Below are 16,898 nucleotides of genomic sequence, written 5' to 3' on the forward strand. Positions count from 1 at the left end.
TCATCCCTTCATTAATATAATTACAGTTACTGGTTTGCTTCTTCGTTCTGTTCCATATCATCAAACTTCAGCAGATGTCCAAGCTTCGCCTGCTTGGTATGAAGATAACCCTTATTGTCAACGTTCTCTTTGATTTGAATCGGTACCCGTTCTACGACCTCAAGTCCGTAACCTTCAAGTCCCTTAATTTTACGGGGATTGTTCGTGAGCAGTCTGATCTGACGCACGCCTAAGTCCTTCAAAATCTGGGCTCCAATTCCGTACTCTCTTAAGTCGGCAGGAAAACCGAGCTTAAGGTTGGCTTCTACGGTATCGAGGCCTTCTTCCTGCAGCTTATAAGCCCGAAGCTTGTTGATCAGGCCAATTCCCCGACCCTCCTGACGCATATACAAGAGAACCCCGTTGCCGGCTTCCTCAATTTGACGAAGCGCCGCTTCAAACTGCGGACCGCAATCGCAGCGATGGGAGTGGAACACATCTCCGGTCAGACACTCGGAATGTACACGGACAAGAACCGGCTTCTGCGGGTCAATCTCTCCCTTCACCAGTGCAACATGCTCTTTCTGATCCACTTCATTGGTATAAGCAACTGCACGAAATTCGCCATAATCCGTAGGCATCCGAACTTCAACTTCCCGCTGAACCAGCTTTTCCTTGTCGTTGCGATAATGGATCAGATCCTTCACACTGATGATCTTGAGATCATGCTGCCTTGCAATCCCCATCAAATCAGGCAATCTTGCCATGGTTCCATCTTCCTTAATCACTTCACAGATGACACCGGCAGGGTACGCGCCGCACATGCGAGCAAGATCGACGGCCGCTTCCGTATGTCCTGCGCGGCGTAGAACTCCACCCTTTTTGGCGATCAGCGGGAACATATGGCCCGGGCGGCGGAAATCCTCAGGCTTGGCCTTAGGATCCATAATCCCCTTCACCGTAAGAGAACGCTCATAAGCAGATATGCCTGTGGTTGTATCTTTATAGTCAATGGATACGGTAAAGGCTGTTCCATGATAGTCCGTGTTATGAGCAACCATGGGCTTGAGATCCAGCTCTTCAGCACGCTCCTGCGTGATCGGCAAGCATACCAAACCCCGACCTTGCGTAATCATGAAATTGATGACCTCCGGAGTTGCCTTCTCGGCCAGGGCCACAAAGTCACCTTCATTCTCACGGTCTTCATCATCGACAACGATAATGACTTTTCCACGCATCAAATCGTAAATCGCTTCTTCAACACGGTCCAGTTGAATATCACTCATCATTCTCACTCCTTCATTATTGCTAGAACCGTTTCACAGCTTCATATCCATTCTTAGCCATTAAGCAAAGCCGTGCTCTGTAAGAAAGGACATATCCACTTTCGAGCTTCCCGGCTGTGATGTGCCTTGAGTCTGTCCAAACCGCATAAGGTGCTCAATGTATCTTCCCAGTACATCGCATTCCAGATTCACGGAATCTCCCTCCCGCTTATAAGCTAAGGCCGTTGCCTCAAGCGTATGGGGAATAATGGAGATGCTAAGCGAGGTCTCTGAGGTGTCCACCACGGTAAGACTAATCCCATCAACGGTTATGGAACCTTTGGGAATAATGTAGCGAAACATCTCCGGGTTATCTGGAGCAATGACGTGAACGACAGCATTTTGATCCCGACTTTTATTAAGTATAGTTCCCGTCCCATCAACATGGCCTTGAACAATATGCCCCCCGAACCGGCCATTAGCCGCCATAGCCCGTTCCAAATTCACACGGCTGCCGGGTCGCAGCTCCTTCAGGTTGGTATGCCGATAAGTCTGGGGCATCACATCCACCGCAAACGAATGATTATGATATGAGGTCACCGTCAGACAAACTCCATTCACTGAAATACTGTCCCCGATCTTCATATCTTCCATAACGACAGAAGCACGAATGTGAAGCACCATGGTTTCGCCTTCTTGGCGAATGGCCTGCATGGAACCGACTTCTTCGACTAATCCGGTAAACATCTATGCATCCCTCCATTCCGGCCTGCCTGTAATACATATATCTTCGCCTACCTGTTCAACTTTGACATCCGCCAAAGTCATTGCATCTGCCATGCGTTCATAGCCTTCGAAGGTGAAGCTGCCCGGTGCATTACCCCCGATGAGCTTAGGTGCCATGAAAAGTACAAGTTCGTCCACAAGCTTGGCCACAAGCAAGGAGCCACTCAGCTTCCCGCCGCCCTCGACGAGGACCGAGGAGATGCCAAGCTGTGCAAGCTGCTTCAGCCCATGCTTCAAGTCTACCTGAGGGCCATCCCCGCAAAGGAGGACCTTAGCTCCTGCCTCAGCGATCTCTGCCCGCCGCCTCTCTTCCGAGAGGCGGGTCGTCAGAATCAAGGTCTTCTCAGCATCTTCTTGAAGCACCTTGGACTTGATCGGGATTCGCAGCCTGGAATCCACTATAATTCGCACTGGTGAAATCCCAGGCACCTCAAGGCGGGTTGTCAGCATGGGATCATCAGCAATCACGGTCTCTATGCCAACCATGATCCCCATGTGGCGATGACGCATGATATGAACCCGCTGCCTTGCAGCTGTTCCAGTGATCCACTTGCTGTCCCCGGTTTTAGAGGCGATTTTGCCATCCAGAGTGCTAGCGGTCTTTACCGTTACATACGGCATGCCTGTCGTAATAAATTTGATGAAGCGCTTATTAAGTTCAAGCGCCCTTTCCCGAAGAACACCCGTTACCACCTCGATCCCCGCTTCGCGAAGCATGGCGATCCCCCGGCCGGCTACCAGCGGATTCGGGTCCTCGCAAGCTACCACCACCCTTGCCACCTTCTCCGCAATTAGCCGTTCGCTGCAGGGCGGAGTTGTTCCATAGTGACTGCAGGGTTCCAGGGACACATAAACCGTGCTGCCTTCAGCTTCGGCCCCGGCCATGTTCAAGGCATGCACTTCCGCATGCCCGCTGCCCCGTTTTAAATGGGCTCCCATTCCAATAACAGCCCCATTCTTAAAGACAACCGCCCCAACTACTGGATTAATCCCTGTTTGTCCTTGGGTTCTCTCCGCCATATCCAATGCCAGGGACATATAATATTCATCATTAATCAGCTGCATGTTATACTAAGCCTCCTCTCTTTCCCTACTTAGGATCTCTCCAAGGAGCATGTAAAAAGCCCCACCCGAGAGACCTCGGATGGGGCTGATGAGAGCTAGCTTTTGGATACGTCGAATAAAGCAGCGGTGCGCTCCATCATGGTGCCGAACCAGCAATTTCCTCTCATTTGCTCATCAAAGAACAGCATGAGAAAAAAGAGCTCTGCTCCTCATCATGTGAATAGCGTCACAAAACCACTACAAATAGAACATATGGCTGAATATTACAGCATTATGTCTCGTATCTCCTTCTCCCATCCAGACTATAACTGTCGGTCCCGGAATTGCACCGGCTCAGCCGCAGGATCTCTAAATAGAGAACCCCCGCGGGTCACGGACTAAGGTGCCTTAGGCACCATCACCGTCGGTAGGGAATTTCACCCTGCCCCGAAGGATATTTCGTATTATTCAATTGGATATCTGGCGATCTTACTTAAATATAAAGTAACAGATGTCAGAAATCTATAAATTCCAACCAGTTTCCCTACCGAAGCATCACCTAGGAGGGAATTCTAAGGTAACTCAAGATTGATGATAAGGGTACCATAAAAATAATTAAAAAACAATAACACACTTATGTGACATTGGCCGAATTTTTTATCTACAAGACATAAAACTAAACATTAAACATAATTAAAGAGAGGGATAAAACATTTACTCTCTACAATAATGGACAAACATTTAATTACAGCTTCGCAAACGTGATTAGATCTAAAATTTAATAGGTTTTTATAATTTGTTAAATTAAAATCCTCCAATTTGATCACTAAACTGTTGAAACATGATCGGATTATAATTAATTGATTGAACAGGTATATTTGCAGTAAACAAAAATCCACTTGCAATGACCAACATTACCATTTTTTTAAACATTGTTTAACCACACCTTTTCGATAAGATTTAAATACTCGGCTATTGTATCTGGAGCCGCATGAGCACGAAAATGCTCAAATAACCCTATACAGTTTATATAGTAGGTCTCATTATTTAATATATGATAAGCTGCCATTGCATACATCAATTGTTTAAAGCCATCATTGTAGTTGCCGCGATGTAAATAGTAATAAGCTAATTCATAACCTAACCGTGCAAATTGTTCAGGTATAACTTGCTTGGTATACATATCAGAGGATGACTGTCCCTGTTGAGTAAGCAAATTAATTTCAGACTCAAAGCGTTTTAGAATGTGAGTTACATCTAACTGAAATCGGTTAGCTGCAAGCATTACATTCAGTAACTTTGTAACCATCTCTATATCTACTTTGGATGTAGCAATGTATTCAGCATAGTCTTGTAACACATTTATGTCTCCAGATAATAACTTATTCACCATGATATTACCTTCAGCCCATTGTTGGAACAACTCAATCCAGTGCCGGGTTTCCTCGTCTGTTTCCTTCACCCAATCTAAATCAGCGTAAGAGTATGTATATTGTAAAGCCCGCTGATAATCACCATGAGCTTCACAGACACTTGCGCACAACAAGTCAGCATAGGCAATGTATCCAAATAGCGGACCCTTTGTCTTTTTCTCATTCTCACGAGTCCTTCTTTTCCGTTGGTGTTGTAAACTATTCTGAATTTCCGCCTTCGCTCTCATTCTTCTCGCCAATTCGTCAACCTTATCCCATTTACGCAAAGACCTGTACACGTTAGCCAAATCCTTCAAAGCATCGAGCTGATCTATTTCATCCAGACGTTCAACATAGACTTCAAATACTGTGGCTATCCTGAGATTTTGGCTCTGATTATCTCCAATCTTAATCGTAAATATACGATATTGACAGAGTGCCAAACGTTCAGAATGCTGGTATTTCTCTACTTCCGCCACATTCTCATAGATTAGTAATGCAGCGGCATGCCGCCCCTGTGCGAATAACGTCTCCGCGATACCAAACAGTCTGGGAGAATACAATGTATTGTCTATTATCTGTCCAAGTATACGACGTACTGAATCCAGCTTGTCCAGCTCAGCACAACGATACAACAATGGCTCGATGCGCCTCATATTGGGCGGATGGTCAATGATGTAATTTTCGATGTAAACATCGTAAAAGTAGCCTTCCGGTAAACCCATTGCTTCAGAGATTCGGTCAAGCTGATGTACAGAAATAGGGCGAAGCTGGTTTACCCAATTACTGAGCGTTCTTTGATGAACACCCGAACATTCCGCAAATTGTGCCAATAACATATCATTTTGTTCTAAATAATTCTCAAACTCGGTCAAAATCGTAGGTGTATGCTTCAAGTACAACCACCCCTTATCCAAAACCTCCATTTATTTGAAAATCACCCTCTATTATTCTCCAATATTAACCATATGTCAATTAAATTTGCAGCTCATTAGGAGATGACAGCTTGTCCTTACAATCTGTCCAAGCTCCATGTTCCAATTCACGGAATATCCCTTCCTCCATTCTCGTTGCGAGCCGCAGATACTTGTCTGCTAGCGGATGATCAACTCCAAAATAGTGGCCGATGCGTCCAGTAATTGAATCATCCTGATGCTCTGTGCTCCACGCGAACAGTTGTGTATACAAATCGCTCAGTTTCTCGTGGGTCTCCGGAACGAACCGCAGTGGGCACAGCGGTTGGCTCAGCCTAAGTTCAAGTAAATCATGTAATACCCATAGCTGGTGCTCTATGAGTTCTGCCCTCTCTTCCAAGTCTCGATTCTCAAGTTCCAGAGGAGTTGCCTCTTTAACATCGGATATAAGCTCATGGAAGGTCAATTTCACCATTTGCATGGCTATATAAGCCCACCAATGACTTCCGGTTCCTGTGCTGTACAATTCCCATCCCGGATTCCATAAAATCTGTTTCATACAATCCCGCTGATCTTCTCCGTAAGCAGCAATGCCAAGCAGAAGTCCGGCATTACAATCCGTAGAAGCCTCATCTCCCCAAGCTACCAGCCTCGGAACGATGTCGGGACCGCTGAATTTGCAGCAGAGAGCTGGTAAGAACTCGGAGAATAGAGGCTGCCCGTATGCCTTCTCCAGTTCATTCCTCAGCCGTTCCTGATGCTGCTTGCTAATAGGAAGATGCATCAGTCCAAGGCACGCGTCCTTGGATAAATGCCAATCATCTGTTTCAACACAGTTCATCATATAGTCCGTGTATTTCTCGTAACCCATATATCCCAATACATGTAAAATCTCGCTAGGCATATTAGGTTTCAGCTTATTTTGCTCAAAGCAACGGTGATCCATCTCCTCGGCAAGCTCCAAATCGCCGCATCTCATGACAGGACCGAGCAGCATCGTATACCTGTAATCCTCTGGCTGATTACAAAAAAGCTCGAATAGTGCCGCAGCATCTTCCTGTCCTCCATAAAGCGCAATAACCCGGCAATATGATTCCAATATTGCTGCCGGAGTCCGTATCTGGTTGCTGAGCAGCTGAATCAGCTGTTCCGTCTGTTGTAGCATCATATTCTCCTCTTTTCTAACTATAGGATGCAAAAAAGCAAGCTGCTTATATTTTACAATCCCTTTGGTACCTCTTCCAGACCAAAAAGAATAAACAGAATGTAGCAAATGGCGGTTAAGCGTTTAGGAAATTTCATGCTGGCCATCTCCTTTTTCATCAATTTACAACCTGATTTTTAAATATTTCAACCAAATGATCATTTCTTAGGTCCGAATAAATCCCTAGGCTTACGATCAACCTAAGTCGTAGCGCCTTGCATTAAGGTGCATTTAAATTAAGGAGGGATTCCATTCATGACAAAGCCAAAACCGGATAACCGGGCTGATAATGTAGAAAGGCTTCAGGAGAGCATCCAGAACACCCTTCAAAATTTGCATGAAGGCGAAGAGTATCTAGATGAGCATGCCGCTGAGCTGTCAGGCGAAGAACAGCGGCAGGTTGCTGCCAAGAACGAACGCCGGAGAGAGAGTATCGAGGGATTTCGCGAGGAAGTTAAGGACGAGGCCCGCGCTCGACGCAATAAATAACTTATAGAAAAGCCTCCCTTCCCCGTATGGGGAGAGGAGGCTTTTCTGCTTGCTAAAAGCTTATACTTCGTAAACTTCAACAGACTCCATCTTATCGCGTCCTTGGAATGCGTCCACATGCTCCATGCCTTTCAGCACTTTGCCAAACACAGTGTGCTGGCCATCAAGATGAGGCTGCGGCTGATAGCAGATGTAGAACTGGCTGCCGCCTGTGTTGCGTCCGGCATGCGCCATAGCCAGAGATCCGCGCTCATGCTTGTTAGGGTTAATCTCACAGTTGATGGTGTAGCCTGGACCGCCTGTTCCAGTGCCATTTGGGCAGCCGCCTTGTGCTACGAAGCCTGGGATCACCCGGTGGAATACCAGACCGTTGTAGAATCCGGAATTCGCCAATTTCTCAAAATTTGCGACCGTATTAGGTGCGTCCTTGTCGAACAGCTCAAGCAGCACTTCGCCGCCGTTAGCCAATTTAATTTTTGCTTGTTTTGCCATGTATCAAGCAGCCCCTTTCAATTTAGAATAAAACCTTGGCGGTATCCAGTGTACTATGAATTCCTTTCCAGTGCAAAAGGCTGCTTCTGAATCCGCTGCGGAATCAGATCATTCGCTACAATATCCGGCAGCGTCTCCCGCTTAACGACCAAGTCACTGCGTCCGTCTTTGACAAAGACTACAGCCGGCCGGCGGATCCGATTATAATTGCTCGCCATAGAATAGTTGTACGCCCCAGTGCAGGCAACAGCCAGCAGATCGCCGCTAACTACATGAGGGAGCTTGGTATCCCAAATCAGCATATCCCCGCTCTCACAGCACTTCCCTGCGATAGACACTGTCTCTTCAGCCTCCTCCAGAGCACGGTTAGCTAGAAGTGCTTCATATTTGGAATCATATAAAGCCGGCCGAGGATTATCGGTCATTCCTCCATCTACGGAAACATACTTGCGTACTCCCGGAATGTCCTTGCTTGTGCCGATCGTATACAGGGTTGTTCCTGCGTCTCCAACCAAGCTCCGACCAGGCTCCACCCAAATTTCAGGAAGCGTCTGATATACTCTGGTAAAATGCTTCTTAACGGCATCTGTTATTGCTGTAATATACTCGGATACCTCAAGCGGTGCATCCTCATCTGTATAGCGGATGCCAAATCCGCCTCCAAGATTGATTACTCGGAAGGTTGCCCCAAGCTCGTGCTTCACTTGCACGGCAAATGCCGATACGCGTTCGGCGGCAACCTGGAATCCGTCAACCTCAAAAATCTGTGAACCGATATGGGAATGCAGACCAAGCAGTACGAGATTCGGTTTATCCAGCGCTAACTGAACCGCTTCGTAGGCTGACCCATTACTGATATCAAACCCGAATTTGGAATCTGTCTGGCCTGTGGATATATATTCATGGGTGTGCGCTTCCACACCCGGCGTAACTCTAAGCAGAATATTTACCTGCGTCTTATTCTCTGCAGCTATGGCGTTTAGCAGATGCAGCTCGTCGAAGTTATCGACAACGAAGCAGCCGATCTGGGCGGAGATGGCCATCTGCAGTTCTTCCGGAGTCTTGTTATTGCCGTGGAAGTGAATGCGCTCCGGCGGAAAATCCGCCTGCAGCGCGGTGTAAAGTTCCCCTTCTGAGACAACATCAAGAGATAACCCCTCTTCTTCCACCAAACGGCACATTGCCATTGTGCAGAATGCCTTACTTGCATATGCAACTTGAAAGGAAAGACCGGACTTTTTAAAGGCTTCAATATATTCACGAGCGCGCTGTCTAATTAACGCTTCATCCATAACATAAAGCGGTGTTTCATATTGATTTCTGAGATCTACTGTGTCGCAGCCGCCAATTTCCAGATGGCCTTGCGCATTGATCGTGCTTGTACCGTGTAAATACATGCTGCAATCCTCCGATTTTTCCGAATTTAGAAACAGTATATCAGGGAATCCCTATCCAGAAAAATGGACTTTTGCGTATTTGATTTGTATTTTTTGCAGGACAAGCTATTTCAAAATTTAATTCTTCGGCAATCTCGAACGATCCCTTGGTTTGTTAAATGACGGGCGGTACCTGCTATACATGACCGGCATGCGGAATATGACACTCGCCATGGCCTTTGCATTAAATGGTATAAAAGGCCACAAATATGAGGAGTTGAACGAACGCCGCATGGTTAGCATGACAATGAACACAGTGACCCCCACAACAAAGCCTGGAATGCCAAATAAAGCCACAGCAACTAGGAGAACCAGTCGGACAAGCCTGTTCGCGAGCCCCAGCTCATAGCTTGGGGTAGCAAACATCCCGATCGCCGCCACAGCCATATATAGCACTACCTCATTGACAAAGAGGCCGGTCTTCACCGCAATGTCCCCGATTAGGATGGCTGCGATTAAGCCCATTGCAGAGGCCAGCGGTGTTGGCGTATGCACGGCGGCCATCCGCATAAGGTCCACCCCGAATTCAACTAGTAGGAATTGAGCGATCAGCGGTATCTTTGCTTGCGCCTGTGGCCCGATGAAAGTTAAGGAGGCTGGTTTTAATTCAGGATGGACTACAATAAGCAGCCAGAGCGGAAGCAAAAACAATGAAGCCAAAATCCCTGCGAAACGGATCCAACGCAAATAGGTACCCATGAACGCAGTTTGACGGTTCTCCTCAGCATGCTGACACAAATCAAAGAAGGTGGTCGGAAGAATCATGACACTTGGTGACGTATCCACAAACAGAACGATTCTCCCTTCGAGCATATGAGCTGCCACCGAATCCGGGCGTTCGGAATAGCGTACCAGCGGGTATGGATTCCATCCCTTATGAAGCAAAGTCTCCTCCAGCTGCTTATCTGCCAGCGGAATACCTTCAATATCGATCTTCGCAAGCCTCTCCTTAATATTGTTAACCTGCGCTTTATCCACAATATCATCGATATAGGCCACACATACATCCGTTAAGGTTCTTCGTCCTACTTTAGTCACTTCGAACTTTGCCCCAGGGTCTCTTAGGCGTCTTCTCACCAATGCCACATTCGTCATCAGTGTCTCCGTAAACCCATCTCGGGCACCACGTACTACCCGCTCAAGTGAAGGTTCTTCGGGGCCTCGCACTGGATAAGACCTGGTGTCCATTACAATACAGCGGTCTTCACCCTCAAGGAACAAGACACTCATACCACTTAACATTTTGGAAATGCAATCACTTAAAGTGCTGCTTGTCTCCACTTGAATATGAGGAATATATTCCATAATAAAGGCTTTAAGGGCCGATCCATCATAGGATTCTGGAGTCAAATACGTTAGCCGCTTGATAATCTCCTGAAGTATATTATCTTTCGCAAAGCCATTAATATAGAACAGGGCTGTTCTCTGACCGCCGAAAGTCATCTCCTTAAAGGTCACATCAAAGCTGTCACCAAGACCTACCACCTGCTCCAGCGTTTTCTTGGTTGTATCCAAGCTGCGGCTGATCAAATCGCTATGCTGCCAGTACTTAACAGACTCTTCAATGCTGTTAGAGGTTTCTTTCTCCTCCTTATCAGGGTTTACCCCAAAGCCGGCAACATGTTCTTGATCTCCCTCCTCATATGGCTCATGAAATCCTGGATCGAAGAACGGCAGTGGATTGTTATCGTTGTTCGCAGACTGGGACACCTCGTTGTCTGGCATTGTTTACTCCCTCCTTAATTTGAAAAACCTGCCTATATATCTACAGCATTAAGGCTGATATACAAACCAGTCGAACCATGAACCGGCTACCTTTCCAATCACCATAGCTATCAGAAGAAAGAACAGGTACTGCTGCATTCCCATTCTTTTCGCCAAAATAGGAAGTACGTTCAGCACCTCTGTTAAGGCAGCAGCGAGCAAGCCAATAAATATACCGGTTAAAAGCCCTACAAAACCGCTGATCAGCCAGGGGGCATGGAATTTGAGGTTCCAAAAATCAGCGACCGTTCCAAACAGCGATCCTGTGACCATCGCCCCCTCATACCAATGAACCCGATTGTAAGAGCGTGTAAGCTGGGCCAGGCGTGGGATGATGTCCAGCACGACAAACAGGGCAACCACACCGGCTCCCACCGCAATCCCTCCCGCAAGCCCCAAAAATGGAAGAACAAGCAAGGAAATAATGATGCTCACGGCTAGCTGCCCCCTTGTTCGCTCTTCTTGTGATGGATCTTCTTATATTCCTCGGTGATCACATAGTGGTCCAGGTTCTCTTGATAAAGGAACATCTCCACCTCTAAAGGGGTAGGCTCTTCATTCCATTTTTTGCGGAACAAATGGTTGAAGAAGACAATCATTCCAAGGCCGATTCCTATGGAATAGGCGCCTTGGAAGAGATACGGATGCTGATCCCTTTCTCCAGTGATCATTTCCACAATGCGAACCATGACCTCGGGCATACTCACATCCGCATGAAAGTTCATGATCGTCAGCATGGAGCCGAAGAAGAGAAGCAGCCAGACAACAATAAAAGCGGCAATAGAGGGACGACGCTCTTTGTCGTTAATCTCAACAAGCGTATGAGGCTCCCCTATATATTCCACAGAATATCTTGGGTACCGTTCACGAATCTTTCCGATCACCTGGAGCATATCAATCACCATACGGTTCCCGTCATGCTCCTTCGGCTTCTCAAGGACCATCTGCTTGAGCTCCCGTTCAGTTTCAGGCGGAGCTAGGAGCTGTGCAATATCGCCTAAACAAACAGCGCTCCCCTTCTGCAGACGAACATGTTTTCTCAGCCTGATGTATATCACCCGGGCGAGCCTGTCATCCATCCGCATCACCTCTTAACCAACCGAATTGTCCATAGTATGCCAGAGGCGGACTGCTTTTACTCTCTTTAGCCGCATAACAAAAAGACGCCTTCTTTACTTGAAGGAAGGCGTCTCTTCTCACTACTGTGCAATCTGATTCCGAATATTTTGCAAAATTTTCTTCTCCAGCCGCGAGACTTGGACCTGAGAGATCCCCAGTCGGATGGCCACCTCAGATTGGGTCTGATCCCGGTAATATCTTAAATAAACAATTAGCCTTTCCCTCTCCGTCAGCCCGCCCAAGGCCTCATGAAGGGCAAGCTTATCGAACCAGCGCTCCTGCGATTCATCCGCGATCTGATCCATCAGGGTAATCGGGTCTCCGTCGTTCTCAAAAACCGTCTCATGTATCGAAGTTGGCGGCTTGTTAGCCTCCTGAGCAAATACAACATCCTCCGGAGATACCCCAAGTTCATCTGCGACTTCTTTGATGGTAGGCTGACGCCCATAGCTCTTGGACAGCTCGTCCTTCTTTTTCCTAACTTTGTTCGCCATTTCCTTAAGAGAACGGCTGACCTTCAGAGTTCCATCGTCCCTTAGAAACCTTTGAATTTCACCAATGATCATCGGAACGGCATAAGTAGAGAATTTAACGTCATAGCTCAAGTCAAATTTATCAACAGATTTGAGCAATCCGATACACCCGATCTGGAACAAATCCTCCGGATCATATCCACGGTTCATAAAGCGCTGAACAACGGACCACACGAGCCTGATATTGCAGTTAACTAACGTATCTCTGGCAATGTGATCCCCGGACTGACTTAAGGCTATCAAACGTTTGACTTCCGCGTCATCCAAATATTCCCTTGAGGTTTGCTTCACATCGGCATCCATAGAACCAGCCCCTAATTATATAAAGCTTTCTTAGATTCAATCCTCTTCTTCATACGAACTGCTGTACCTTTCCCTAATTCACTGACAACTTCGAACTCATCCATAAAGTTCTCCATAATCGTAAAGCCCATGCCTGACCGCTCTAATTCAGGCTTTGAAGTATAGAGCGGCTGTTTGGCAAGCTCGAGATCCTCAATGCCATTACCATGATCTTCAATGGTTAGAGAGATTACATCCCCTTCGATTTCAGCTGAAATGATAATCTCCCCTTGGGGATCACTATCATAACCATGGATAATGCTGTTGGTTACAGCCTCCGAGACCACGGTTTTCAGATCCGTCAGCTCGTCCATCGTAGGGTCCAGCTGAGAGATGAACGCAGCGACGGTTACGCGTGCAAAGGATTCATTCTCAGATTTGGCAGCAAATTTAAGACACATAAAGTTACGGTCCTGTCCACTCATAAAGCAACCTCCAGTCCTTCAAGCGCCTCATGCTCATCGGCGTATACCGGCATGATCTTGAATAAACCCGACATTTCAAACAATCGGTAAACCGGTGCGGCAGCATGGCATACCACCATTTGACCGCCCCTTTGTTTAATCAGCTTATATCTTCCAAGAATCACACCAAGTCCAGAACTATCCATGAATTGGAGTGATTCGAGACTGAGTATCAGATGCCGGCAACGGCCCCTGGCAATCTCCTCATCAAGCTGCATTCTAACCGAGTCGGCCATATGGTGATCCAGTTCTCCATGTAGACGGACAATCAAAGTATCTCTGCGCTGTTCCATTTCTAGCTTCAAGTTCACTTTTGTTCACTCTCCTCCCTGACATGAACACACATTTCTACGAAGCTGGAAGGGAATCCTGCCCTCCGACAAAACTAGAAGAAAACTCCGATCAATCTACAAAAAATAGTTTGGACGTGGTCCGCTTAAACAGCTTCCACCAGCTTGCCTTGGCAATATCCTCCGTCGCCTTAAGCTCGAACTCATTCAGCACCTTGTCTCCCTGGTAGACCACAAGCTTACCGACCGGCTGTCCTGCTTTGACCGGTGCTGCCAAGATTTCAGGAACAACAACCTTATGGGTAATCCCCTCAGGCTCTAAGCCTTTTTTAACAAGGATGTTATATGAACGCTCAGCAGGCAGCTCCAGAACGGTCTTTTCCCCTTTGGCAATTTTGATCCGGCCGATAATTTCCCCACTTTTGAAAAGCGGCTGCATCGTATACTGTGAGAAAGCATAATCAAACATGGCCGATACTTCACTATTTCTCGTCTTCGTGTTGGGTTCTCCGAGAACGACTGCAATCAGACGAAGTCCATCCTTCTTGGCAGTCGCGGAAAGACAGAACTTTGCCTCCGAAGTGTACCCCGTCTTCAAGCCATCCGCACCGCTGTAGAACCTTACCAGCTTGTTGGTATTGACCAGCCAGAACGGCTTTTCGGTATCTTTGCGGAGGTAATCCTGATACGCACCGGTATACTTGGTGATGAACTCATGCTTGAGCAGCTCGCGGCTCATGAGGGCGATATCGTGGGCAGAAGAATAATGTCCCTCAACCGGCAGCCCGTTCGGATTGACAAAATGTGTATCCTTCATCCCAAGTTCCCGGGCCTTGGCATTCATCATCTTTACAAATTCCGCCTCCGAGCCTCCGATTTTCTCGGCCATAGCCACCGAGGCATCATTCCCGGACGCCATGGCAATTCCCTTGAGCATGTCATCGACAGTCATCTCTTCACCGGGCTCAAGGAAAATTTGCGACCCGCCCATCGAAGCGGCATACTCGCTTGTCCGCACTTTATCGGTTAGCTTGAGCGTACCCTTGTCCACCGCTTCAGCGGCCAGAAGCATGGTCATAATCTTCGTGATGCTTGCCGGCGGAAGCTTCTCATGACTTTTCTTCTCGAAAATGATTGTTCCCGTCTCCGCATCCAGCAAAATTGCAGATTTAGCTTGTTCTGCAAGTCCGGAAGCGGCAGGCTCCGCACCTTCGGCTTTCTGGGCCAAAGCCTGAGCAGATGGCGAAATTCCAGCAATCAGCAGCAGACCGGCCAATAAGGTGATAAACCTACGTTTCAAGAAAATTCCTCCCTTGTTCGACAATAGGACTCCATCATGCCATATGGCTCCAATTAGAGATTTGTTCATTCTGGTATCCCCGGCAATGAGCTCCCATTTACTCTATTCTGCTAACCTATTATTCGCCGAATAGCTGGAAATTATTCCATTCTCGTATAAAAAAGCAGCGGTCCGCTCAAAGGGAAGAGCAGACCGCTGCCTTTCATACAATCGAGTAGGAGGCTATTCATTAGATGAGTAGCCGACCTCTCACACCACCGTACGTACCGTTCGGTATACGGCGGTTCAACCGCATAAGTGCAATTTACGTAAACGCTCGTATTGCGCAGGAAAGTCATAATATCCTGCCTGTACGAGCTTTTTGTTTGTTATGGAACGAGACAACACTGGACTTCCGGCGATGCGCCAGTACCCGAGACGGGAATTGCCCCACTGGTAAGCCTGCCATTCCGGTATCCCCAGCTTCCGCAGGTTTTGTACTTTTGTTCGCGGCTTTTTCCACTGTTTCCAGATGTACATCCGCAGTCGTCTTCGCAACCATTCGCTCCAGCTTTGCAGGATCCGTTTCATGTCGGCCACATAGTAGTAACCAATCCATCCCCGAATGTAGACTTTTACCTTTTCCATGACTTGGCGAACATTTCTGCCCTGGCTGCGACTTGTGAGTTCTTTCAACTTCTTCTTCGCTTTTGCGAGGGATTGTCCATGGGCACGGATATACATGCCGTTCTTGTTCTTTCCCAGGGCAAAGCCGAGAAATTTGAAGTGCTTTCGAGCCACTACGCTACCGACCTTACTTTTCTGCGTATTGATCTGGAGTCTCAGTTTGGTCTCCAGGTACTTTCCGCAGGATTCCAGTAGCCGCACCGCTGCCCGTTTACTTTTGGCAAGCACCACAATATCGTCCGCATAGCGGATGACGTTCACTCCGCGGCCTTTCATCTCTTGGTCAAATTCGTTCAGGTAGATGTTCGCCAGAAGCGGCGACAGGGGGCCTCCCTGAGGGGAGCCTTCTTCTGTTTTGCAGTGCACCCCGTTCTCCATAACCCCACTTTTCAGGTATCTCTTAATCAGTTCGGTTACGCGTCTGTCCTGAATTTGTTTGCTCAAAAGATGCATAAGCAGCTCATGATTCAGCGTGTCGAAGTATTTGGAGAGGTCGATTTCTACTGCGTAGCCGTATCCCTGTTCTGCATAGTCTTTCACCTTGCGAATGGCCTGTTGTGCGCTCCGACCGGGGCGGTAGCCATAGCTTCCCTCCGAGAAGAGCGGCTCGAACAGGGGCTGGAGCTGCTGGGCGACTGCCTGCTGAATCACTCGGTCTACGACCGTGGGTATGCCAAGCTTCCGTACTCCGCTTCCATCTGCTTTGGGAATTTCCTTGCGCCGTACTGGGCTGGGCTTGTATCTGCCTTCCCGGATCTTTTGCAACAGCTCGTCTCTATGTTCCTGCAGCCAGGGTAGCGCGTCTTCTACGGTCATTCCGTCGATTCCTGGCGCTCCATGGTTGCGTTTGACCTGTTTGTAGGCTCTGTTCAGATTGTCTCTGTCCAGAATCTGCTCCAGCAGGTCTGTTGCACCGCCTCTTTCTTTACGTTCCCGAGTGCCGGCGCTCCGCACTCCCGCATGCTCTTCGCGTTCCACGCTATCCCTTTGCAGGTAGCCCTTTCGGTATTCTGCTTTCATCGCGTCAGCTCTCCTTTCGGTATGTACTCGAGACTTACGATTGTTCGGCCCTTCCCCGAAAAAAAAACCTTCCGGGTACTATGGCCTCTGCTGACTTCTCACAGCAAGCTTTACTCCGTCTTTCGGTTTTTTTTCCTACTTGTCGTCTGTGAGACCTCCCCGGGTAAGAGCGATAACCTTCCCCTCATCTATCTGCCACATTTACACCATGGGATTCGGGCAGTATTGGACTTTGCTTTGTAGTGCAAGCTCGTCCGTCCCATGATGCCTTCTATGTGATTTCTGTTCGTCAGACCGAGGGTTTGCCTCCGGCTTCCTTCAGATTCCGCCTCGCGGCGGACACCCTTGCCTTCAGCTAACAGTTCCTACTGCCAAGCCT

General features: G+C 47.8%; 16 protein-coding genes and 1 riboswitch. Of the genes, 1 reads left to right on the plus strand and 15 read right to left on the minus strand.

Annotated features, from left to right (window positions below; genetic code table 11):
- Window positions 1-26: 26 nt before the first annotated feature.
- The 5 genes from DCC85_RS13010 to DCC85_RS13030 form a co-directional block, all read right to left on the minus strand.
- Window positions 27-1,265 carry a bifunctional 3,4-dihydroxy-2-butanone-4-phosphate synthase/GTP cyclohydrolase II gene (locus tag DCC85_RS13010; protein ID WP_108465984.1) on the minus strand — a complete coding sequence of 413 codons (1,239 nt, stop codon included), beginning with the start codon at window positions 1,263-1,265 and terminating at the stop codon, window positions 27-29.
- Between the two features lie 60 nt (window positions 1,266-1,325).
- Complete coding sequence (locus tag DCC85_RS13015) at window positions 1,326-1,991, minus strand: riboflavin synthase (protein WP_108465985.1); 666 nt, start codon at window positions 1,989-1,991, stop codon at window positions 1,326-1,328.
- Window positions 1,992-3,095, minus strand: a complete 1,104-nt coding sequence (gene ribD / locus DCC85_RS13020) for a bifunctional diaminohydroxyphosphoribosylaminopyrimidine deaminase/5-amino-6-(5-phosphoribosylamino)uracil reductase RibD (RefSeq protein WP_108465986.1) — start codon at window positions 3,093-3,095, stop codon at window positions 1,992-1,994.
- Window positions 3,096-3,376: 281 nt separating this feature from the next.
- Window positions 3,377-3,533, minus strand: a riboswitch (FMN riboswitch).
- Between the two features lie 466 nt (window positions 3,534-3,999).
- A complete protein-coding gene (locus DCC85_RS13025) occupies window positions 4,000-5,382 on the minus strand; it encodes a helix-turn-helix domain-containing protein (protein ID WP_108467855.1) in 1,383 nt (460 codons plus the stop codon).
- Between the two features lie 79 nt (window positions 5,383-5,461).
- A complete protein-coding gene (locus tag DCC85_RS13030) occupies window positions 5,462-6,568 on the minus strand; it encodes a hypothetical protein (RefSeq protein ID WP_159081875.1) in 1,107 nt (368 codons plus the stop codon).
- A gap of 291 nt (window positions 6,569-6,859) precedes the next feature.
- Here DCC85_RS13030 and tlp point away from each other — a divergent pair, with 291 nt between their 5' ends.
- Window positions 6,860-7,093 (plus strand): small acid-soluble spore protein Tlp, encoded by a 234-nt coding sequence (tlp, locus tag DCC85_RS13035; protein WP_108465988.1) that lies wholly within the window; start codon window positions 6,860-6,862, stop codon window positions 7,091-7,093.
- Between the two features lie 60 nt (window positions 7,094-7,153).
- Here tlp and DCC85_RS13040 read toward each other — a convergent pair whose 3' ends face one another.
- From DCC85_RS13040 to ltrA, 10 genes are all read right to left on the minus strand, one after another.
- Complete coding sequence (locus tag DCC85_RS13040; protein WP_108465989.1) at window positions 7,154-7,585, minus strand: peptidylprolyl isomerase; 432 nt, start codon at window positions 7,583-7,585, stop codon at window positions 7,154-7,156.
- A gap of 53 nt (window positions 7,586-7,638) precedes the next feature.
- Window positions 7,639-8,982 (minus strand): diaminopimelate decarboxylase, encoded by a 1,344-nt coding sequence (gene lysA, locus DCC85_RS13045; RefSeq protein WP_108465990.1) that lies wholly within the window; start codon window positions 8,980-8,982, stop codon window positions 7,639-7,641.
- A gap of 117 nt (window positions 8,983-9,099) precedes the next feature.
- Window positions 9,100-10,746: a spore germination protein gene (locus tag DCC85_RS13050; RefSeq protein WP_108465991.1), complete on the minus strand. Its 1,647-nt coding sequence runs from the start codon at window positions 10,744-10,746 to the stop codon at window positions 9,100-9,102.
- A 48-nt stretch (window positions 10,747-10,794) separates the two neighbouring features.
- Window positions 10,795-11,214 (minus strand): stage V sporulation protein AB, encoded by a 420-nt coding sequence (locus DCC85_RS13055; RefSeq protein WP_108467856.1) that lies wholly within the window; start codon window positions 11,212-11,214, stop codon window positions 10,795-10,797.
- Between the two features lie 8 nt (window positions 11,215-11,222).
- On the minus strand, window positions 11,223-11,864 hold the full coding sequence (locus DCC85_RS13060; RefSeq protein ID WP_108465992.1) for a stage V sporulation protein AA: 642 nt from the start codon (window positions 11,862-11,864) through the stop codon (window positions 11,223-11,225).
- 120 nt (window positions 11,865-11,984) lie between these two features.
- A complete protein-coding gene (sigF, locus tag DCC85_RS13065; RefSeq protein WP_108465993.1) occupies window positions 11,985-12,740 on the minus strand; it encodes an RNA polymerase sporulation sigma factor SigF in 756 nt (251 codons plus the stop codon).
- 11 nt (window positions 12,741-12,751) lie between these two features.
- Window positions 12,752-13,204 (minus strand): anti-sigma F factor, encoded by a 453-nt coding sequence (gene spoIIAB / locus DCC85_RS13070; protein WP_108465994.1) that lies wholly within the window; start codon window positions 13,202-13,204, stop codon window positions 12,752-12,754.
- Complete coding sequence (spoIIAA, locus tag DCC85_RS13075) at window positions 13,201-13,554, minus strand: anti-sigma F factor antagonist (protein WP_108465995.1); 354 nt, start codon at window positions 13,552-13,554, stop codon at window positions 13,201-13,203. Before spoIIAA ends, spoIIAB begins: the two co-directional genes overlap by 4 nt.
- Window positions 13,555-13,645: 91 nt before the next feature.
- Window positions 13,646-14,833 carry a D-alanyl-D-alanine carboxypeptidase family protein gene (locus DCC85_RS13080; protein ID WP_199909918.1) on the minus strand — a complete coding sequence of 396 codons (1,188 nt, stop codon included), beginning with the start codon at window positions 14,831-14,833 and terminating at the stop codon, window positions 13,646-13,648.
- Window positions 14,834-15,118: 285 nt separating this feature from the next.
- The gene (ltrA, locus tag DCC85_RS13085; protein WP_108465045.1) at window positions 15,119-16,519 is read right to left on the minus strand and encodes a group II intron reverse transcriptase/maturase; all 1,401 of its coding nucleotides are present in this window, start codon (window positions 16,517-16,519) and stop codon (window positions 15,119-15,121) included.
- Between the last annotated feature and the right edge of the window lie 379 nt (window positions 16,520-16,898).

The organism is Paenibacillus sp. CAA11 (genome assembly GCF_003060825.1).
Taxonomy (GTDB): domain Bacteria; phylum Bacillota; class Bacilli; order Paenibacillales; family Paenibacillaceae; genus Fontibacillus.

Excerpts from the sequence above, each read along its gene's own strand:
- DCC85_RS13010 (WP_108465984.1), bottom strand. The coding sequence starts at position 1,265 with ATGAGTGATATTCAACTGGACCGTGTTGAAGAAGCGATTTACGATTTG.
- DCC85_RS13015 (WP_108465985.1), bottom strand. The coding sequence starts at position 1,991 with ATGTTTACCGGATTAGTCGAAGAAGTCGGTTCCATGCAGGCCATTCGC.
- ribD (WP_108465986.1), bottom strand. The coding sequence starts at position 3,095 with ATGCAGCTGATTAATGATGAATATTATATGTCCCTGGCATTGGATATG.
- DCC85_RS13030 (WP_159081875.1), bottom strand. The coding sequence starts at position 6,568 with ATGATGCTACAACAGACGGAACAGCTGATTCAGCTGCTCAGCAACCAG.
- tlp (WP_108465988.1), top strand. The coding sequence starts at position 6,860 with ATGACAAAGCCAAAACCGGATAACCGGGCTGATAATGTAGAAAGGCTT.
- DCC85_RS13040 (WP_108465989.1), bottom strand. The coding sequence starts at position 7,585 with ATGGCAAAACAAGCAAAAATTAAATTGGCTAACGGCGGCGAAGTGCTG.
- lysA (WP_108465990.1), bottom strand. The coding sequence starts at position 8,982 with ATGTATTTACACGGTACAAGCACGATCAATGCGCAAGGCCATCTGGAA.
- DCC85_RS13050 (WP_108465991.1), bottom strand. The coding sequence starts at position 10,746 with ATGCCAGACAACGAGGTGTCCCAGTCTGCGAACAACGATAACAATCCA.
- DCC85_RS13060 (WP_108465992.1), bottom strand. The coding sequence starts at position 11,864 with ATGGATGACAGGCTCGCCCGGGTGATATACATCAGGCTGAGAAAACAT.
- sigF (WP_108465993.1), bottom strand. The coding sequence starts at position 12,740 with ATGGATGCCGATGTGAAGCAAACCTCAAGGGAATATTTGGATGACGCG.
- spoIIAB (WP_108465994.1), bottom strand. The coding sequence starts at position 13,204 with ATGAGTGGACAGGACCGTAACTTTATGTGTCTTAAATTTGCTGCCAAA.
- ltrA (WP_108465045.1), bottom strand. The coding sequence starts at position 16,519 with ATGAAAGCAGAATACCGAAAGGGCTACCTGCAAAGGGATAGCGTGGAA.